The sequence below is a fragment of the Megasphaera vaginalis (ex Srinivasan et al. 2021) genome (genome assembly GCF_000478965.1).
Taxonomy (GTDB): Bacteria; Bacillota; Negativicutes; order Veillonellales; family Megasphaeraceae; genus Megasphaera; species Megasphaera vaginalis.
Window position 1 is genome coordinate 17,968 of sequence record NZ_AWXA01000048.1, and the last position, 18,584, is coordinate 36,551.

Annotated in this window: 18 protein-coding genes; 16 read left to right on the forward strand and 2 right to left on the reverse strand. The window is 49.7% G+C overall.

The genetic code is table 11. The annotated features are described in order from the left end of the window. Window positions 1-742: 742 nt before the first annotated feature. From HMPREF1250_RS08430 to HMPREF1250_RS08440, 3 genes are read left to right on the forward strand one after another with little or no spacing between them, the layout of a single operon-like run. Window positions 743-1,942 (forward strand): CaiB/BaiF CoA transferase family protein, encoded by a 1,200-nt coding sequence (locus HMPREF1250_RS08430; RefSeq protein ID WP_023054226.1) that lies wholly within the window; start codon window positions 743-745, stop codon window positions 1,940-1,942. A gap of 32 nt (window positions 1,943-1,974) precedes the next feature. Beyond that, window positions 1,975-2,877 (forward strand): hydroxymethylglutaryl-CoA lyase, encoded by a 903-nt coding sequence (locus tag HMPREF1250_RS08435; protein WP_036243088.1) that lies wholly within the window; start codon window positions 1,975-1,977, stop codon window positions 2,875-2,877. Window positions 2,878-2,937: 60 nt separating this feature from the next. Then, window positions 2,938-4,206, forward strand: a complete 1,269-nt coding sequence (locus HMPREF1250_RS08440) for an SLC13 family permease (protein ID WP_023054233.1) — start codon at window positions 2,938-2,940, stop codon at window positions 4,204-4,206. 389 nt (window positions 4,207-4,595) lie between these two features. Here HMPREF1250_RS08440 and HMPREF1250_RS08445 read toward each other — a convergent pair whose 3' ends face one another. Beyond that, window positions 4,596-5,525: a carbon-nitrogen hydrolase family protein gene (locus HMPREF1250_RS08445; protein ID WP_023054230.1), complete on the reverse strand. Its 930-nt coding sequence runs from the start codon at window positions 5,523-5,525 to the stop codon at window positions 4,596-4,598. A 139-nt stretch (window positions 5,526-5,664) separates the two neighbouring features. Here HMPREF1250_RS08445 and HMPREF1250_RS08450 point away from each other — a divergent pair, with 139 nt between their 5' ends. The 13 genes from HMPREF1250_RS08450 (at window position 5,665) to HMPREF1250_RS08505 (ending at window position 17,695) form a co-directional block, all read left to right on the forward strand. Next, the gene (locus HMPREF1250_RS08450) at window positions 5,665-6,393 is read left to right on the forward strand and encodes a suppressor of fused domain protein (RefSeq protein ID WP_023054225.1); all 729 of its coding nucleotides are present in this window, start codon (window positions 5,665-5,667) and stop codon (window positions 6,391-6,393) included. A gap of 12 nt (window positions 6,394-6,405) precedes the next feature. Then, window positions 6,406-7,218, forward strand: coding sequence for an FAD binding domain-containing protein (locus HMPREF1250_RS08455; RefSeq protein WP_023054265.1), 813 nt, complete (start codon window positions 6,406-6,408; stop codon window positions 7,216-7,218). A gap of 30 nt (window positions 7,219-7,248) precedes the next feature. Next, complete coding sequence (gene yqeC, locus HMPREF1250_RS08460) at window positions 7,249-8,037, forward strand: selenium cofactor biosynthesis protein YqeC (protein WP_023054238.1); 789 nt, start codon at window positions 7,249-7,251, stop codon at window positions 8,035-8,037. A gap of 14 nt (window positions 8,038-8,051) precedes the next feature. Then, window positions 8,052-8,993 (forward strand): polysaccharide deacetylase family protein, encoded by a 942-nt coding sequence (locus HMPREF1250_RS08465; protein WP_023054235.1) that lies wholly within the window; start codon window positions 8,052-8,054, stop codon window positions 8,991-8,993. A 342-nt stretch (window positions 8,994-9,335) separates the two neighbouring features. After that, complete coding sequence (aroF, locus tag HMPREF1250_RS08470) at window positions 9,336-10,355, forward strand: 3-deoxy-7-phosphoheptulonate synthase (protein WP_023054232.1); 1,020 nt, start codon at window positions 9,336-9,338, stop codon at window positions 10,353-10,355. A gap of 14 nt (window positions 10,356-10,369) precedes the next feature. After that, the gene (locus tag HMPREF1250_RS08475; protein WP_023054243.1) at window positions 10,370-11,233 is read left to right on the forward strand and encodes a prephenate dehydrogenase; all 864 of its coding nucleotides are present in this window, start codon (window positions 10,370-10,372) and stop codon (window positions 11,231-11,233) included. Further along, complete coding sequence (aroB, locus tag HMPREF1250_RS08480) at window positions 11,226-12,299, forward strand: 3-dehydroquinate synthase (protein WP_023054252.1); 1,074 nt, start codon at window positions 11,226-11,228, stop codon at window positions 12,297-12,299. The genes HMPREF1250_RS08475 and aroB overlap by 8 nt, the downstream gene beginning before the upstream one ends. Further along, entirely contained in the window at window positions 12,296-12,790 is a 495-nt protein-coding gene (locus HMPREF1250_RS12195) for an EPSP synthase (3-phosphoshikimate 1-carboxyvinyltransferase) domain protein (protein ID WP_023054255.1), read from the forward strand. Before aroB ends, HMPREF1250_RS12195 begins: the two co-directional genes overlap by 4 nt. Continuing rightward, window positions 12,747-13,589, forward strand: a complete 843-nt coding sequence (locus tag HMPREF1250_RS08485; protein ID WP_269208559.1) for a 3-phosphoshikimate 1-carboxyvinyltransferase — start codon at window positions 12,747-12,749, stop codon at window positions 13,587-13,589. Before HMPREF1250_RS12195 ends, HMPREF1250_RS08485 begins: the two co-directional genes overlap by 44 nt. Then, window positions 13,586-14,695: a chorismate synthase gene (aroC, locus tag HMPREF1250_RS08490; protein WP_023054260.1), complete on the forward strand. Its 1,110-nt coding sequence runs from the start codon at window positions 13,586-13,588 to the stop codon at window positions 14,693-14,695. The genes HMPREF1250_RS08485 and aroC overlap by 4 nt, the downstream gene beginning before the upstream one ends. Window positions 14,696-14,869: 174 nt before the next feature. Further along, the gene (locus HMPREF1250_RS08495) at window positions 14,870-15,694 is read left to right on the forward strand and encodes a shikimate dehydrogenase family protein (RefSeq protein ID WP_023054246.1); all 825 of its coding nucleotides are present in this window, start codon (window positions 14,870-14,872) and stop codon (window positions 15,692-15,694) included. Beyond that, entirely contained in the window at window positions 15,685-16,203 is a 519-nt protein-coding gene (locus HMPREF1250_RS08500; RefSeq protein WP_023054244.1) for a shikimate kinase, read from the forward strand. Before HMPREF1250_RS08495 ends, HMPREF1250_RS08500 begins: the two co-directional genes overlap by 10 nt. 181 nt (window positions 16,204-16,384) lie before the next feature. Next, window positions 16,385-17,695 carry an MFS transporter gene (locus tag HMPREF1250_RS08505; protein WP_036243100.1) on the forward strand — a complete coding sequence of 437 codons (1,311 nt, stop codon included), beginning with the start codon at window positions 16,385-16,387 and terminating at the stop codon, window positions 17,693-17,695. A gap of 78 nt (window positions 17,696-17,773) precedes the next feature. Here the strand turns inward: HMPREF1250_RS08505 and HMPREF1250_RS08510 are convergent, their stop codons facing one another. After that, window positions 17,774-18,541: an HpcH/HpaI aldolase family protein gene (locus HMPREF1250_RS08510; RefSeq protein WP_023054229.1), complete on the reverse strand. Its 768-nt coding sequence runs from the start codon at window positions 18,539-18,541 to the stop codon at window positions 17,774-17,776. Window positions 18,542-18,584 lie beyond the last annotated feature (43 nt).

The following is an 18,584-nucleotide window of genomic DNA, read 5'->3' on the forward strand; positions in this document are numbered from 1 at the left end:
GTAAAAAACTGCTTAGTAAATAAAGTTGCAAGTGATGATAGATGGACGTAATGCTTGAAAAATGTGCTTTATAAAATAAAAGATGGAATGTGAGATAAATAAGGACATTGATATTGTTTTTACGGCAAATGATAGTGCCGTCTATGAGAAGTTGATTGATGCTAATGTGCATAATAGCAGCCTCGTACATTGGGGTATGGCTAAGAAAAATATTTGATTCAAATGATGTAAGTTGTGAATCCAGCTGTGGTGTTCGTAGATGTTGAACTTATTGTAAAGAAATAGCGATGTAAGCAAGTGAAAAATGTGTAAAAAGGCTTTGATATAAATTACAGCGAAAAAATTTGTAATAAATATCAAAGGCAGGGGGGAAATAAAATTTAATAATAAATGATAGGATAAAGAATTATTCAAATAATTATCAGGCAAAAATTTTTATTATAAATTGAAAAAACGATTAAATTTGAATTGGACATAAAGTCATAAAAACACAAAATAAAACAGGTAAAATGTTGTACTTTTAAGAAATACAATAAAAATTTATTGGGATAAAATCTTTTTTGATCAAATTTAATACAATAAAAAAACAAAACAATACGTAAAAATACATAATAAAAAATCGATTAAATTTTACAAATGAAATCATGAGGATTAAAATAAACGCAAATAATATTGATTGCTCCGGCGCGCAGGAGTGGTTGAAGAAATTTAGTTTAAGAATCTTATGATAAGGGGAATTGTGATGAGTAATAGTAAAGCGTTAGAAGATATCATCGTTTTAGATTTGACCAGAGTTTTGGCAGGTCCTTATTGTACTATGCTTTTGGCGGATTACGGGGCCAAAGTTATTAAAATAGAAATTCCTAAAAAAGGGGATGATACACGTGGATTTGGTCCGTTGAAAAATGGTTCCAGCATGTATTATGCCAATGTTAACAGAGGTAAAAAAGGTATCACGCTGAACTTAAAAGATACTGAAGGTAAAAAAATATTCTTAGAAATGGTAAAAAAAGCAGACATTGTTGTCGAAAATTATCGTCCCGGCGTTATGGATAAGCTAGGGGTAGGCTATGATGTGCTCAAAAAAGTAAATGATCAGATCATTTATGCTGCTGTTTCCGGGTTTGGCTGTTATGGGCCTAATTCTCAACGTCCCGGATATGATATTATTGCACAGGCGTCCGGCGGCTTGATGAGCATTACCGGTGAAGCCGGCGGTCATGCTCTTCGAGTGGGGAATGCCATGGGAGATGTGTTGGGTGGAACAAATTTAACTATCGGCATCTTGATGGCACTTCATGCTCGCACCCTTACTGGTAAAGGTCAGAGAGTAGATGTTTCTCTCGTCGATTCGGTTGTTTCTAGCTTAGAAACGGGAACGCAGAGATATTTTGCATCTGGCAAACAGCCTGAACTCATGGGGAATAGATATGCTTCTGCATATCCTTATGACTCGTTTCAAGCGTCGGACGGACTTTTTGTAATTGGTTGTGGGAATGATAAATTATTTAAATTGCTGTGTGAAAAAGTTCTAAAACAACCGGAATTATTGATTGATCCTCGCTTTGAAACGAATATTAAACGGTGTGAAAATTATGCTGATCTAAAACCGATTATTGAGGAATGGAGTGTTCAGCGTACCATTGATGAAAACGTTGAATCCATTTTAGCGGCAGGCGTTCCGGCTGCCCCTATTAATGACTTAAAACGGGTTACGACAGATCCGCACATTGCTGAGGCGAGAGAAATGTTTGTATCCATTCATCATCCCGTTATTGGGGACATGAGAGTCAATGGAAATCCGATTAAGCTGATGACGACTAAAGCGGATATTTCAACTCCGGCTCCCGAATTGGGGCAAGACAATGCGGAAATATATGGCAAATGGCTTGGATTAAGCAGTGAGCAAATGGAAGAATTAACGAAAAAAAATGTTCTGTAATAGGCGGAAATAGATGTTAAAAAGGGAGAATTATGATGATACAAAAAGTGAATTTTATTGAAGTCGGCCCGCGCGACGGTTTTCAAAATGTAAAAGAATTTATTCCGACTGAAAAAAAGTTGAAAGTAATAGATATGCTCGTGGCTTCCGGTGTTAAAACCATGGAAATAGGCTCTTTCGTTCATCCTAAAGCGATTCCTCAAATGAAAGACATTAAAGATGTTGTGACTAAGACTTTGGAAAAACACGGCGATAAGGACCTTGATTTTTTTGCACTGGTTCCTAATCTTTATGGAGCTAAAGCTGCTGCAGAATGCGGTTTGAAAAAGATTGATACAGTCATTTCGGTCAGCGAATCCCATAATAAGGCGAATATTAATCAGACTGTTGAAGAGTCGCTGCAAGGCTTGGCGAAGATTCGGGAAGCACTTCCTGATATGGATATTATCCTTTCTATGGCGACGTCTTTTACATGTCCGTTTGAAGGAAAAACTCCTGTAGAAAATGTATTGCGGATCATTCGTGAGGGGACAAAGCTGGGGATTCATAAGTTCTGCCTTGCCGATACGATTGGGCAGGCTGATCCCAAGATGGTGCGTGATTTGGTCAATGTTGTTACCAAGGTATTTCCAAACGAATATTATGAACTTCATATCCATGATACTCGTGGCATGGGAGTGGTATGTACATTAGCAGGTATTGAAGCCGGCATTCCTAACGTTCAAGCCGCTTTAGGCGGATTGGGCGGGTGTCCTTTTGCACCAGGAGCTTCGGGAAATGTTGCTTCCGAAGATTTGATTTACATGTTTAATGAAATGGGGATGGAAACAGGCATTAGCTTCGAGAGAATGTTGGAAGCCGCTAAATACGCAACTACGATTATTGATGGAAATTTCAGCAGCCATCAGATTCATATCGGTGAACCTTGTAAATAATGTATTTTCTCCACCAGTCTGAATGTTCAATTCGGGCAAATCCGAAAGGGGATTACTATTATGGGAATGGATGCCTTATCATTTATATTGTTCGTTTTTGCCATTATCATAGCGTTTATTCGGCATGTTAATGTTGGGCTTGTAGCGATTGCTGTGGGTGCAGTTTGCGTTCGTTTGTTTGGCATGCCGGATAAAGTTTTAATTGGCGGTATCAGTAGCGGCATGTTTTGCACCTTAGTTGGAATTACTTTTTTGTTTTCAGTAATAAAATCTACAGGTGCTTTGGATTTATTGGCTAAGAAGATAGTAGCATCTACTCGCGGTCATATATGGATGTTGCCGATCGCAATGTATATTGCAGGCTTTATTGTGGCCGGCATTGGGCCTGGGGCAGTGCCTGCTTTAGCTATTATACCTGCCTTAGCCGTTTCTACGGCTATTCAAGTTGGATATAATCCGGTTATGATGGGATTAATAGGTGTTTTTGGCTTAATGGCCGGACGTATGACGCCCATTACACCTGAAGCTGCCATTATTACAGGTGCTGCTTCAAGTGCAGGTATTGAAAATGTTATGCCGACTATTTTAGTGTGTAAAACTTTAATTACAATTATATTTGGCGTTATCGTTTTTCTCGTATATAAAGGGTATACAGTTAAATCAACTACAGTAGCAGTTGAAGAAAATGAATTGCCCCCTTTTACAAAGCATCAGATTATCGCTTTAAGTGGTATCGTTCTTATGCTAATGCTGATTGTATTTGGCAACGTTAATATAGGGTTAGCCGCATTTTTCTCCGCAGTACTCTTGGTTTTGGGAGGAATTGCAAAAGATGGCGAATGTTTGAAAGAGCTACCATGGGGAACGATTATGATGGTCCTTTGTGTGGGAGCATTACTGAGCGTAGTAGATAAAGTAGGAGGAATTAAATTGATGAGCGACGGTATTGCGTCATTTATGAACAGTACGACTGCCGTTCCATTAATTAGCATTTCCGCAGGTCTTCTCAGCCTTGTAAGCTCTGCTTTAGGCGTTGTTTATCCTACGATGATGCCGATGTGTGCTGATATTGCTGTCAGAGTAGGAGGTGTTGATCCCGTTGCATTAATGGCAGCTGTCGGGGCGGGAGGATCTTTGGCGGGCCTTTCTCCGATGTCTACCGGTGGAGCATTGATTTTGGCTGCACTTGGAACCAATGTTAAAGATTTTAATTCAACAAAACAATCAAAAGTCTTTATTGAACTTATTATTTGGGCAGGCGTAGGACTTTTGCTTATTGCTGGTGTATCGCTAATAGCGTTTAGTACCATTGCGGCAATTATGCGATAAAGTATTACTAATTGGTACTATAGAGTAATTAATATAATACAACAAAAGAAACAGCAGATTGGTTTTGTATCTGCTGTTTCTTTATGTAAATTTGATTGTGCAGGCGGAAATAAAAACGCTTTTTCACAGGCCGGTAATTTCGTTGAAAATGCGGAACAAAATCGTGATGGCCGTTGTATCCAAGGGAAATGTTAACTGGCGCACGTGAAAAGAAGAAGTACATGAGGGACATACGGCGTGTTGCCGGTAGGCAAGACGCGGCTGTGGGATTTTATCGGCAAAGTAATGCCTCAGGTCATCATGAATGAGCTGAGGATCAAAATGAGATCGCGCAGTGCGGTGTTTCTTGCGGTGTATAATGACCAGAGGATTCTCGGTTTAAAAAGAAATTATTCGTGTACAATAAGTTCTAAAATGTCGGGCCGTGAATAATGACCGGAGCCGTCGAATTCCATGCGGCTCATCGGTACTTTGTCGAAGTCGAGATCGGCATAGATGATTGCTTCCCGATCCCAGACGGGTTCCGTTACATAATGGCCGTAAGGATCAATGATACAGCTGCCGCCACGGCAGACCGTGTCGTTGAGAGCGGCGATTTCTGCTGTTTCGAGAAGTGTGGCGGGGTACATGGCTTTGGTGAAATATTGGTCGGCGTTGAAGACATAGCAATGGCTTTCGATGGCAATGTGACGGATCGTGTCCTGCCATTCGGGATTGTCGTTCGTGTTCGGGGCGAGGTAGATGGATATGCCTTTGTCATAGAGGGCAACGCGGGCCAGGGGCATGTAGTTTTCCCAGCAAATAAGTGTGCCCATCGGACCCCACGGTGTGTCGGTTACGGGGAAATACGTAGCCTTATCGTGAGAATCGGCCCAAATATACCGTTCGGCACCGGTCGGTTTTATTTTTCTGTGTTTGGCGAGAAGGGTTCCGTCAGGTCCGAAAATCAGATTAGTGCAGTAAAGGGATGCGTTGGCGCGGTCCCGTTCCGTGATGCCGATACTGACATAGGCGTCGGCCTCTTTTGCGGCGTCGCCGATGCGCCGTGTGTCGTTTCCCGGAACGGCAAGGGCATTATCGTAGTACGTTTTCCAGTCGCGCCGTCCCGCTTCGGAGCGGCTGCCGACGGTAAAGCCGAAGGTTAGTCCGTATGGGTAGCAGGGGATCAGCGATTCTGGAAAAACAATCAGTCTGGCGCCATTTCGGCCGGCTTCACCGATTTGTCGGCATACGTTGTCGAGTGTGCCTTCTTTGTCGAAAAGCAGCGGTGCGGCTTGGACGATGGCGGCGCGCAGTGTTTTTTGCAACGGTTTCATCATTATCACTCCTTCATTTTTTTCTTATTTAATTATAGGAGAAAGGTACAGAGAAGGAAAGCGCAATTGCGCTTGTTCTTTGCCGACAAATATGGGCGGAATGTGATATAATGAATAAAAGATACAGGGGCGGAGGGATAGGATGACTTTGACTGCGCAACGGCGTCAAGGGAAGCGCTTTTTTTCCTTGACCGATACAGAGATGATCAGCAGTATAGACGGAAAATATAATGAACAGGTAAAATGTTATTTCCGGCGGCTGTTTCCTTATCGGACGCATTCCGTTTTGCGTGACGGCACCAGAAAACCGCTGCCTGTGGATATCGGGATCTTATATCCTACGGTGGAAGAACCTTTTTACCTGATACATACGATCGGCATGAGTGGTGCTCCGATGCAATATCCCGGCAGCGCCGAATTCGATGCGAAAAAATCATCTTATGGCGAATTATATATGATGCTGCCCGGCAACTGGCCCTTTTCGGCTTGTAATGATGTTGTTGACGGAGATGATCCTGCTGCCTGGCCGCTTCATTTGCTGATGGAGCTTGGGCGGTTTCCCCATGTTCATAAATTGTGGCTGTCTTACGGCTTTGTGCTTCCGAATACGGAGTTTTGTGAGCCTTTCGCGCCGGATACGGCATTATCCGGACTCATTATCGTACAGTTTGACGGTGAACTGGGCGAGATGAAGTTGGCTGACGGTACGATGTTGCAGCTTTTTATGCCGATCTTGCTGTATAAAGAAGAATTAGATCTATATAATACGCTGGGACCGGATGAACTGATCGAACGGATCCTCGACAGTTGTGACGGGTCCTTTTTGGTAGATGTGAAGCGGACTAATATCGGACTGTTGCAGCGTGAATAGAAAGGGTTGTATATGACGATACAAGAGAACAGCTATATGCCGGCAACGCCTGAAGAAGCATACTTCATGTTTCAACAGACTGCCGGCGCTTCTTTCCGCGCCGGCGGACAGCGTCACCGGTATGAGAAGACGCAGCCGCCGTTGACTATTGATTTGGCGAATACCGGTTTGTCGTATATTCGCGACGGCGGAGATGAATTGGCCGTCGGGGCCATGACGACGTTGTCCGACCTTGAAGCCAACGGGGCGGTTGCCGGAATTGACGGCGGCGTCTTGCCGCGGGCATTGCGCGAAATACACGACCGAAGACTGAAAGAAAACGCCACGTTAGGAGCCTTGTTGGCAGTGAAGGCGCCTTTTTCCATGATTATTCCGATCTTGTTGACGATGCATGTCGACGTGGAGCTTTACGGCAAAGGGAGAATGAGTCTTGCCGATTATCTTGGCTGTCCGCCGTTGGGCGATATGATCACGCAGATAGATATCGCCAAGGGAAGCGGATATGGCGCTTTTTTCTTTTACCGGAGCCTGCCGACGGATGAGCATTATCTTACCGGGGCGGCGTCAATCCGCGCAGGCAGGTGGCGTATTGCCGTCGGCGGCCGTCCCGGTATGGCCGTGCTTGCAGAGCGGGCGGCGGCGGAGCTGACGGATAAAGGCATGGCGGCGCGGGAAAATGTAGCTCACCTGGCCGGTGAAGAACTGGAATTTGCCAATTACGGAACCTGTTCGGGCGCAGAGCGAAAGGCGCTGACCGTAGAGATGGTGCGGTATTTGGCGGAAACGGCTTGGAAAGGATACAGCTGCCTGGAGACGGTGCGCTGATGATCCGGATGACGTAAGGAGGAATAAAGTATGGTAGAAGATAAACGCTGGCGGCGTCTGCTGCATCCGGGGATTACGGCGATCGTCGGTGCCGGCGGGAAGACGACGGTGCTGGAGCGCCTGGGAAAATACGGGCATACTGCAAATCTGCCGATTATGATCAGCACGACGGTGTCCGTAAACAGTGATCGCGTCGATAATGTCAGACCATTTGATGTTATTTGCACCGGTAATATCGAAGAAGGAGAGGCTTTTTGCGCCGAACGGATCGCTGCCGGACGTGTACCGGCCTGGTTTAGAAATCTGACGTCTGACGGTCTTTATGAAGGCCTGGAGGCACAGACGATCGATTACTTGAAAAGCCGTCATCCGGCCTGGTATATTCTGATTGAAGCCGATGCGTCCCGGCATAAATGGCTGAAAGCCCCGCAGGCTGATGACATACCGCTGCCGCAAACTTGCGATACGCTGATCGGCGTACTCAATCTGCAAATGCTCAGCTCACCCTTGTCGGAGGAGCGCGTCGACGGCGTTGATACGGCGGCGGCCATTATGGGCAGGCCGATCGGCGCCGTGTTGACGCCGGCCCTATTGGCCAAATTGGTCAAGCATCCCCGCGGCATGTTCCGCGGCATGCCTTGTGCGCGCGTCCTCTTCTGCACCGGTTACAATGCGGTGCAGCACCGCATGACGGAAGCGCTTCTCGATGAATTGGACGACCTTGGCTTATCGGCCAGCGTGTTGGCAGACGGCTATAGAGAAACCTGCACTATACGGCAGTACATTGCATATGACAACTTGGATAAGAAGTCCATATAATAGAGAGGGATACCGTGAAATTACGAGGATTTATCGGCGTTGTTGCCGTTTGTATTTTGGTGTTGGTCGGTTGGACCATAACAGGTCATAGGGCTTGGGCCGAAGAGTTGCGACTGGCGGTGGAAACGCCGCCTGCCGGTACGGCGGAAGCTTTTAAGCTGGGTAAAGCGTTCGGTTTACCTGCTGCTGACACGGCGCAAGTCGTCAAACTGGATAAGGATTTCGTTTTGCCGCCGGCAGATAATGCCTTACCGGTTTATGATGCGTACACTTTGCAGCAACGTCGTGAGCGAGGACTGCCGTTGACCTATTATCGCGGGACGGAACGGGAATATTATTACGGAGATCACGTCGTCTATCTGACTTTTGACGACGGGCCGAACAAGGAAAATACGCAAAAAATACTCGATATTTTAAAGTCGGAAGATGTCCGCGCCACGTTTTTTCTCGTCGGTAAAAACGTGGAAAACAATCCGCAAACGGTAAAGCGCATCTATCAGGAAGGGCATGCGATCGGGCTTCATTCTTACAGTCATGATTATGCAAAGCTTTACGCGTCGGCCCAGGCCTACACGGATGAAATGGAAAAGACGGAACAACGGATCTATCAGATTCTTCATGTACGGCCTATCATTTCCCGAGCGCCCGGCGGTACGGCCGGACATTTTACGGCGGCTCATTGGCAGGCTGTTCGTGATTTGGGGTATATAGAAGTCGGGTGGAATGCGTTGAACGGAGATGCGGACGGCAGCGGCAAGACGTCGTCTCAGGAATTGGAAAATATCCGCAGTCAGTTGGAGAAACGGCCATACCTGAACACACACCTCGTTATTCTTATGCACGATTCAGCCGGTCATGGGGCGACGGTTAATTCCTTGCCCGACGTCATCCATCTGCTCAAGGAAAAGGGATATACATTTCGCGTCGTGACACCGGCCATACCGCCCAGCTGGTAGTCTGCGCGATTCCGCCTCTTGACAAACGGCAGGGGCTGGAATACAATAGGCACAACTTGTTGATAAAAGATCATCGGTAAAGGATGTTTGCACAATGAATACGTCGTTCGGCTCATTGCAAGCAATTGAATACGGGTATATCTATTTTAGCTGGAGCTATTTCGTCGTTAGCGCCGGCTATTTTTGGTGCCTCTTATTCAATCGCATAGGCAAGACCATGAGGCGAATTCAGGATGATACTTCTTTTGCCGTATAAGCGACAGCGTCGTCAGCGACCGTTGCAGTATCGGAGGGGCAGGCTCATGGAGCCTGTCCCTTTTTGGTTTGAGGAGGGCAGGAAGCATGATCGTTTTATTGAAAGCAGAGACAACAGAGGCGGAGATGAACGGATTGGCCGCTTATTTTACGGCTCAAGGACTGCAGGTGGAACGGGTTGACAGGGCTGAAGGGCCGGCCTTCGGACTCATCGGCGATACGGCGCCTGTCGAGTTGGCGGCGCTGCGGCAGTACGCCTTCATTGCAAATATTATTCCTGTAGCGGAACCGTTCAAGCGGGCAAGCAGAGCTTTTCACCGGAAAAACAGCGTTGTCAGCGTCGCCGGTATTCCCGTCGGCGGGCCGGCAGTGGCGGTTATTGCCGGTCCTTGTTCAATTGAAACGCCGCGGCAGATAGAGAGCGTTGCTCACGCCGTTCATAGCAGCGGTGCGGCGATGCTGCGCGGCGGTGCTTTTAAACCGCGAACGTCACCGTACGCTTTCCAGGGATTGGGGGATAAGGGGCTGGAAATGCTTTGCCGTGCGAGCAGGAAGGAACAGATTCCGGTGGTGACGGAGATCATGTCAGTCGACAAGGTGGCTGCTTTTTTGAAAAATGACGTAGATCTGATCCAAGTCGGCGCGCGCAATATGCAGAATTTTGATTTGCTGAAGGCCTTGGGGCGGACGAAGAAACCGGTTTTGTTGAAGCGCGGTCTCAGCGCTACCGTCGCAGAATGGCTGATGTCGGCAGAATATATTATGGCGGAAGGCAATCGAAATGTTATTCTTTGCGAGCGGGGAATCCGCACCTTTGAAAATTTTACGCGCAATACGTTGGATCTGAGCGCTGTCCTCGCCGTCAAACGGCTGAGTCACTTACCGGTTATCGTTGATCCCAGTCATGCAGCCGGCAAGAGTTGGATGGTTGCTGATCTGGCCAAGGCTGCTGTCGCCGTCGGCGCCGACGGCGTGATGATCGAGGTGCATAACGATCCGGAACACGCGTGGTGCGACGGTGCACAGTCCGTTACTCCGGCCATGTTCGCCGAAATGATGAAATCGCTGCGACAAGTGGCTTGTGCCGTGGGACGAAGGATATTATAACGGGGGGAGAAGATATGAACGAAAATCTTGTTGACCGGTGTGTTGCCATCGTCGGGCTGGGACTGATGGGCGGTTCTTATGCTAAGGCGCTGAAACGACGGGGCGTTAAACGGATATTGGCTTTTGATGCCGATCAACGTACGTTGGAGAACGGCTTGGCCGACGGCTGTGTAGATGAAATATACACGACAGGAGGCACCGTTTTAAGGGATGCGGCGCTGATCATATTCTGTACGCCTGCCGCCGTGATGTGCCGTTTCATCAAAGCCAATGCAGCGCATTTTTCACCGCATGTTGTTATTACGGATATTGCCGGGATCAAAGGCAATTTAGCCGTTGCGGTGAAGCCTTATCTCGGCGACGGCATGGATTTTGTTGCCGGTCATCCTATGGCCGGCTGCGACGGACAGGGGTACGGCAGGTCACGGGCGGATATTTTCGACGGCGCCAATTATATTTTAATTCCGACGCCGGACAACAAAGGGGAGAATATTGACGCCATTGCGGCCATGGCAAAGGATTTGGGATGCGCTCGCGTCGCCTGTGTTACTGCGGCAGAACACGATCGGTTGATCGCGTATACAAGCAATTTGCCTCATGTTTTGGCGACGGCGCTGATCAACTGTGAAGCGATGGACGAGGCTACGAAATATTTTATTGCCGGCAGCTTTCGGGACGGCACGCGTGTTGCCAATATCAACGCGCCTTTATGGCGAGATCTGCTTCTTTCCAATCGGGAGAATGTGCTGCACGAAATAACGGCCTTTCAGCAGACTCTCGGCCATTTTGCAAAACTGCTGGAAGCAAAAGACGGGGCGCGCTTGAAAGCTTTTCTGGAAGAGGCGTCCAGACGGAGAAGGGATTTACTTCATGAATAATCTACATGTTTCACTGCCGAACAATGCTTATGATATCCATATTTCCCGCGGTCTGCTGAAACAGGCGGCGGGGCTGCTACCGGCAGCGGTGCTGAAAGGGAAAGTTGCCGTCCTTACGGATACGACGCTGGATGCTTTGTACGGTGAAAAACTGTCGCAGTCCTTGCGCAGCGCCGGCGCCGCCGTGCAGGTGATTCGTCTTGAGCCGGGAGAAGAGCACAAGAATCTGACAACGCTGGCTGCCGTTTATAATAGCTTGGCAGCCTTTGGCCTCAGCCGCAGCGATACGCTGATTGCGTTTGGCGGCGGCGTCGTCGGTGATCTCGGCGGATTCGCGGCGGCAACGTATTTGCGGGGAATACGCTACATTCAAATGCCGACGACTTTGTTGGCGCAAGTTGACAGCAGCGTCGGCGGTAAGACGGCCGTGAATTTGGCTGGCGGTAAAAACCAGGTCGGCAGCTTTTACCAACCTGCCGCCGTGTACATTGATCCCGATTTGTTGGACTCTCTTTCGCCGCGGTGTGTCGGTGACGGATTGGGCGAGGTCATCAAATACGGTGCCATTTGCAATGACCGGATTTTTTCTTTTCTTGAACGGCAGAGTCCGGCAACGATCGGCAGGTATTGGGAAGAGATTATTACCGCTTGCTGTCGGGAAAAAGCCCGTATCGTGGCGGCTGATGTCCATGATCAGGGGAAACGGATGCTGCTCAATTTCGGCCATACCTTCGGTCATGCCGTGGAACGGGCTTGCGGTTACGGTACGTATTTGCACGGTGAAGCCGTGTCTATCGGCATGGTCCGCATCACGGCGGGAACGGAACGGCAAGGATTGACGGAAAAAGGTACGACGGCGCGGCTGATAAAGCTGCTGGAGAGGTACCGGCTGCCGACGGAAATTTCGCTGCCAGATGAACGGCTCATGCCGTTTCTCCGGAAAGACAAGAAGCGGCGCGGGGACACGATGACGTTGGCGATTATTCCGGTGATCGGCCGGGGCAAACTGATTTCCGTTGCCTGTGAAGCGATGCCGGATTATCTCGGAAGGGAAGGATTGCGATGAAGGTAGTCATTACACCGAAGAAATTGCACGGCACCGTGACGATACCGTCATCAAAAAGCATGGGACACCGCCATTTAATCTGCGCCGCCTTGGCGAATGGCGAAACGGTAGTGGAAAACGTATCGCCTTCGCAGGATCTTGCAGCGACCTGCAGGGTACTTCGACTGCTGGGGGCGGAGATTGAGACGGCAACGGCGCCGCGGCCTGCGCAACGGACGTTGCATATCCGCGGCGGCTTGCGGCGGCGGAACTCGGCCCTTTTTGCCGACTGCGGCGAATCGGGTTCGACCTTGCGGTTTTTGATTCCCCTCGCCCTTGCCAGCGGTAATACGGTGACGTTTTCCGGTAGCGGGCGCTTAGCCGAACGACCGTTGCAGCCTTATTACGATCTCTTTAACGCGCGCCGGATCTGTTGCCAAAAAAAACGATGCTGGACTGCCGTTGACTGTGCGCGGCGAATTGACGCCGGGGTACTATGCGCTGCCGGGTAATGTCAGTTCGCAATTTTTTACAGGACTGCTGTTTGCGTTGCCGCTATTGCCTGGCGATTCAGTGCTGCACAGTACGACGGCGCTGGAGTCGGCAAGCTACGTCGAGTTGACGTTGGCGTGTCTGCGGCAGTATGGCATCGGCGTTGAAAAAAGCGGAAACGATACGTTTCACATTACCGGCAATCAAGTATATCAGCCGGGGCGGTATCAGGTGGAAGGCGATTTTTCACAAGCCGCCTTCTGGCTTGCCGCGGCAGCTATCGGGGAGGCTATTCTCTGCAGCGGCTTAACGGAACATTCACGGCAGGGCGATGCGGTCATCCTGGATATTCTCTCGAATATGGGAGGGGACGTGCGGCGAACGGCGCAGGGGCTTCAGTCCCTGCCGACAAGAACGCGGGGCTGTATCGTCGATGTAGCCGATTGCCCCGATCTGGCGCCGGTATTGACGGCATTGGCAGCTTGCAGCACGGGAACGACACAGATCGTTAATGCCGGCCGGCTGCGGTTCAAGGAATGTGATCGGCTTCATGCTATGGCGACGGAGTTGAATTCTTTGGGGGCCGATATTGAAGAAGAAAAAAACGGTCTCGTTATCCACGGCGTGCCTTTCTTACATGGCGGTACCGTTTCGGCTTGGAACGACCACCGCGTGGCGATGGCGCTGGCCGTTGCGTCACAGCGGGCGGTAAACACTGTCGTGATTGATGGCGCCGAGTCCGTTGCCAAATCGTATCCGCAGTTTTGGCGTGACTTTCAACGGTTAGGCGGCACTATTCGACAGGAGGGAAGCAGATGAGCAACACATGGGGAGAAACGGCGTCACTGACCATTTTCGGTGAATCTCACGGTCCTTGTATCGGCGCTGTATTGGACGGGATTCCGGCAGGTGTTTCCCTCGACTGGCAGGCAGTGTCGCAAGAGATGCGGCGCCGTGCGCCGGGACGAAACGAGTTGTCAACACAACGCCGGGAACATGACGTGTTTTCTGTGGAAAGCGGTTTTTTTAACGGCTTTACGACGGGAACGCCGCTTTGCGTACGCATTGCCAATGAAGATCAGCGCGCAGAAGACTATGCGCGGCTGCAGCATATTATGCGTCCCGGTCATGCCGATTATAGCGGCAGCGTCCGTTACGGCGGCTATAATGATTACCGCGGCGGCGGTCATTTTTCGGGACGGTTGACGGCGCCGCTCGTTTTTGCCGGCGCCGTGGCCAAACAGATTCTGGCTTTGGACGGAATTGCGATAGGAGCGCATATCCTGCAATTGGGGAACATCTGTGATCGTCGCTTTTGCTCTCTGGGCAAAGATAAGGCGCTTTTCGGACGATTATCGCAGAATGCGTTGGCCGTACTCGATCCGACTAAAGAAGAGGCAATGGAAAAAGCAATTTTGCAGGCGAAGCGCGACGGCGATTCCGTCGGCGGTATTGTGGAATGCATGATTACGGGACTGCCGGCAGGTATGGGCGATCCTTTCTTCGACTCCGTTGAAAGCAAGCTCAGTCACATGATCTTTGCCATTCCGGCAGTAAAAGGCGTCTCTTTCGGCGACGGCTTTGCTTTGGCGGCGATGACGGGATTGGAAGGAAATGATTCCTTTTATTATGATGACGGCGGTCGTGTGCGGACGCGGACAAATCATAACGGCGGCATTAACGGCGGCATTACGAACGGGATGCCCGTCCTCTTTCAGGCCGTGATCAAGGGAACGCCGTCAATTGCCAAAGAACAGGATACGATCGATAGGAGCAGCGGAACGAATTGCAAGCTTTCCGTTCCCGGACGGCATGATCCCGCTATTGTGCAGCGTGCGTTGCCTGCCGTAGAGGCTGCCGCTGCCTGGACCGTTCTCGATATCATGCTTACCGCCAAAAGCGGCAGGCCGTATGACGGCAAGTAAAAACCGGTGGAGAAGGGTTGTGCTTTTATCGTCAGCATAGTCTGCCGGAAAGGCGGGGGAACGGCTTTCCGGCGCCGTGCGATTAGTTGTCTGAAAGACCGTGCAAGTGGCCGTATGACGGGACGCCGGAAAAGACGGATTCGCGTCACATTGTATCATAAGGGAGGATTACTGATGAAATTGGGACTGATTGGAGGAAAACTGGGACATAGCTGCTCTCCGGAGATTCATAAGCGTCTTTTCAGCCTGTTGTCGTTGTCGAACCGGCATGAGTACAGTCTGTTGGAAATGGATCGGGAATACATTGCCGACGAGTTGTGCGAGTTGGCGAAAGAATATGGCGGAATGAATGTGACGATACCGTATAAGCTGGATGTTATACCGCATTTGACAGGCCTTTCTCCGGAGGCCGAACGCATCGGTGCCGTCAATACCATTCACGTCAGGGAAGACGGTTGTTTCGGTTATAATACGGATTATAGCGGTTTCGGCCGGTCTTTGCGTCACGCCGGTATTGCCGTCGATGGCCGGCAATGCACGGTTTTGGGAACTGGCGGCGCCGCACGGGCCGTCGTTCAGTACCTCGCCGATGAAGGCGCGGCTCAGATCACCGTCGTATCGCGGACTCCGCAGGAAAAACCAGCATTCAGCCGTTTTGCAATGGCTGCAGGAGCGGCGCTGATCTCTTATGACGATTTACGTCGGCAATGCGGCGGTGACGTTCTTATTAACTGTACCCCTGTCGGCATGGCGCCGGATATTCATGTATCACCGGTAGCAGAGGCGGTTGTGGCCGCGTATCGTGCCGTCGTCGATCTGATTTACAATCCGCGTCGGACCTTATTTCTCCAATATGGCGAACAGCATCAGGCCGTCGTACTGAACGGTATGTACATGCTTGTCGCACAGGCGATCGGCTCCGAAGAAATATGGCTGGGACGGAAAATCGGTAATGCAGTAATGGAAAAATTGACGCAGGAAATGGAGTCATGGATATGAACAACGAGCAAAATATTGTTATCATCGGTATGCCCGGCAGCGGCAAGACGACCTTCGGCAGACGGCTGGCACAGTGCCTGGACCGCGAGTTTGTCGATGTCGACGGTTATATTGAAGAAATGGAAGGGCGAACGATTGCGGAATTGTTTGCCGTCAGTGAAGACTGTTTTCGTCAGGCTGAGATACGGGCCTCGGAAAAATTGGCGGCGAGGAAAGGCATTGTTGTAGCTACCGGTGGCGGTGTTGTTAAACGAAGCGAGAATATAGACTTGCTGAAACAATCTGGTATTCTCATCTTTCTCGATCGTTCACCTGATGACATCGTTACGGACGTTGATGTGTCCAAACGACCGCTTTTGGCGGCGGGGCCGCAGAAAGTCTATGAGCTCTACCGGGAGCGGATCGCCTTGTATCATCATGCCGGCGACTATAGGATCATCAACAAAGGAGCGGTGGAAGACGTTTTGCAGGCGCTGACGTTGTTGGCGCAAAAAATTTTGCAACGATGACGCCTTTGTCATAAAATAGTTGGCGCACGAATACTGATAGATACAGACTATTGATATCTTACTGAAAAGCTAATAGATGTACGTTGTAAAAAGGATTACAATATATACAAAACGTTATGAGGCCAACCTATGTGATAAAAATCACATAGGTTGGCCTCTGAGGAGATATACGGTGGAGAATATGAAAAAAAGCGATGGGTATACGGAAAAGCCTACGAACAGACGCTGGTTTATGCTGTTGCTGCTCTTTTTTTTGACGGCGATCAATTATCTGGATCGTACGAACATGGCTGTTGCTGCGCCCAGTATGAGCAGCGAACTCGGTTTTGATGCGGCGACGATGGGACTTTTATTTTCCGCTTTTGCCTGGTCATACGGCTTGATGCAAATTCCGGGCGGTTGGTTTTTGGAGCATTTTGGGTCCCGCATTGCGTATACAATTTCGTTGTTTCTCTGGTCTGCGTTTACCGTGATTATGGGCTTGGGCCGCAGCTTTGTGTCGCTTTTCGGCATTCGCCTGGCCATCGGTGCGGCGGAGGCGCCTGCTTTTCCGACGAACAGTCGTGTCGTAGCCGCTTGGTTCCCTAATCATGAACGGGCGACGGCGACGTCAATTTATACGGCCGGAGAGTTTATCGGGTTGGCTTTTCTGACGCCGGTTCTTTTTTTGATCCTTGAACGGTACGGCTGGCAGTTTATTTTTTACAGCACCGGTATCATCGGGATTGTTGCCAGTGTTTTCTGGTATATCCATTATCGTGATCCGAAAGCATGCACTGGCGTCAATGCCGCCGAATTGGCGTATATACGCGATGGCGGCGGCTTGGCCGAACGGGCGGGAACAACGGCGGCCATTACGTGGTCACAAGTGGCCGAACTGTTTAAGCATCGTCAGTTTCTCGGCGTTTATTTAGGACAATTTGCCAATACCAGTACGATGTATTTTTTTCTGACCTGGTTTCCGACGTACTTGATCGTGGCGAAGGAAATGCCTATGCTTAAGGCGGGAATTTACGCCGTCATTCCGTATATGGGCGCGCTTTGCGGCGTGCTCCTCGGCGGGTATTGGTCCGATCACATGCTGCGTCGCGGAGCTTCTCTGTCGAAGGCGAGAAAATTGCCCGTCGTCTGCGGGTTGCTCTGTTCAATGACGATTATGGCGGCCAATTATGCCGCTTCCTTTCAAGTCGTCATTATCATCATGACGGTCGCTTTTTTCGGTCAGGGGATGGCGGCGATCGTTTGGAGTACTGTTGGAGATATGGCGCCTGCCGATTCCGTCGGGCTGGCAGGCGGTGTGTTTAATTTTGTCGGCAACTTGGCAGGCATCATTACGCCGATCGTCATCGGCCTTATCGTACAGGAAACAGGTTCTTTTGTAGGCGCTATGATTTTTATCAGTGCTGTTGCGGCACTGGGTGTCTTTTCGTTTATTTTCATTGTCGGAGATATTCATCGCATTGATTCCGTTGCTGCACGGCAGAAGTCATAATACCGTAGAAAAGGGGAAGACTCCGTTTCGGGAGCCTTCCCTTTCTTTTGGCATATTGCCGGGTAGCTGTTGCCGGACTCAGTGGCGCAAGTCGCGGACAAGGTTCTGAATCATGCGGATGAACAGAATCGTGTCCATATTTACGGCGACGCTGTCAAAGCCTTGCTGAAAACGCCTTTTTGCAGCGGCCGTGTCATCGGCATAGATCATGGAGAATTTGCCGGCTTGCTGGCAAGCCTTTAAAATGCGGTCAATAGCGGAAATAACTTCGGGTGCCGTAAATTGTCCCGGTTTGCCGAGTGCCGTTGAGAGATCGTAAGGTCCGATGAAAATGCCGTCGATGCCTTCAATCGCCGCGATTTCTTCAATTCGGTCCAGACAGCCGGCAGTTTCGCATTGCGGCAAAAGCAGTGTTTCCCTGTTAGCTTCGGCAAAGTAATCCGTTATAGAAAGGGAATCGGCAAAGCCGTAGCCGTAGCCTCGGGCAAACGCGACGCCTCGTTCACCGACGGGATAATACTTGCCGTAACGGACGATATCGTTTACTTCTGCAACGGATTCGATGCCGGGAATGACGATTCCCATGGCGCCGACGTCAAGCATTTTCAAAATAGAAGAACGGCATTTGTCTTTTACCCTGACGAGGGGTGTCATCTTGCGGCGCTGGCAGGCGCAAATGAATTCCATGGCGCTTTCCGTTTCGAAAGGGCCGTGTTCCGTGTCGATGATGATATAGTCGAGACCTCCCAAGGCCAGGCATTCTGCCGTGATCGTACTGCCGCTTTCGAAGAATGTTCCGATCGCCTTTTCGCGGTTCTGCAGTTTTTCTTTTAATCGGTTATGCATGGGCGCACCTCTTTACTATTACATTTCAATTCAGTATAAAGGA